The organism is Vibrio sp. Vb0888, assembly GCF_033338835.1.
Taxonomy (GTDB): Bacteria; Pseudomonadota; Gammaproteobacteria; order Enterobacterales; family Vibrionaceae; genus Vibrio; species Vibrio alginolyticus.
This window is the reverse complement of sequence record NZ_JAWOTL010000363.1, coordinates 1-1,009: the sequence shown is the minus strand read 5'-3', so window position 1 is coordinate 1,009 and position 1,009 is coordinate 1. Positions and strand designations below refer to the sequence as shown.

Annotated in this window: 2 protein-coding genes; both read right to left on the bottom strand. The window is 42.8% G+C overall.

Annotation, left to right across the window (positions count from 1 at the left end; translation table 11 throughout):
• Positions 1-55 precede the first annotated feature (55 nt).
• Positions 56-472 (bottom strand): hypothetical protein, encoded by a 417-nt coding sequence (locus R7P72_RS26290; RefSeq protein WP_318111218.1) that lies wholly within the window; start codon positions 470-472, stop codon positions 56-58.
• A 110-nt stretch (positions 473-582) separates the two neighbouring features.
• Positions 583-1,009: DUF4136 domain-containing protein (locus tag R7P72_RS26285; RefSeq protein ID WP_318111217.1), on the bottom strand; the 427-nt coding region annotated here is incomplete at its 5' end.

The window sequence follows — 1,009 nt, the reverse complement described above, 5'->3', positions numbered from 1 at the left end:
AACATAAAAAGAGCTCCTAAACATCACTAAATAACAACAAGGTAGATGCTTAGAACTATCGAGCGTGAATAAACCGATAGATAAGATTAGAGCCTAACCCATCTCCAATTTGGTATTTTGAATGAGAGAAGTCTTTCGCAAGACCAAGAAAAGCCGTCAGAACCGCGTTCAAATATGGCGTTTCTGATAAAGCGCGGTTCCAATGAGGAGCCAACGTTTCGAACCAACCAATATCGAGCTCATCAAGATCTGATTTTGAATCATGAACTCGCAGTGCATTGCGATTTAAAAGGCTAGCAAACGAATGAAAAGGTGGTGCTAGTGGCGTTTCGGAAACTTGTGCGTCTTCATCATAAAACGCACTGCCGACGGTGTAGTGATGAGTAGTTTCAGGCGATGATGATTCTTGGCCGACAGAAACCGCCAATAAGCTCAGAAATAGCCCGAAAAAGCTAATAAGAAGAGCACGCACAACGTTCACCTACATCACAGTAATACGTACTTTTAACTCTGAGGGCGAGAATTTGCAATCGAAATTCTCGCCTCGTGGTTTTAGCCACTCAGTTTGATATAACTGAGGACTTAGTTCTTGCCATATGGGTAGTTTTCGAACATTTTCGCCACTTCTTCTGTGATCAAATTTTCCCTTTTCTCAGTACTCATTGATTCGGTTAACTTGCGGCTTGAAACGCCTTTCCACACAACTTGGTTCGCCTTACTATCCACCAGCTCTACCACTAACTTCCCGTATTTGCGTTCTTTATATCGTTCAGGGCTTGATGTAATCACACCAAAGCTGTTCCATCCATAACCGACGCTAAAAGAAGAACCAGACGATACCAACTCCGACTCCTCAACGATATCGTGATGAACGTATAAATCACCACCACTTGCAACTCGAGAAAGCCCTTTCGATTCCAGTTGAGCAGCCAAACCTTGTTCTATACGGCGTCCATCGATACTTGCTGGAGCATCATTTTGAGTACCAAAATCAAACGTTTTGTAAGAA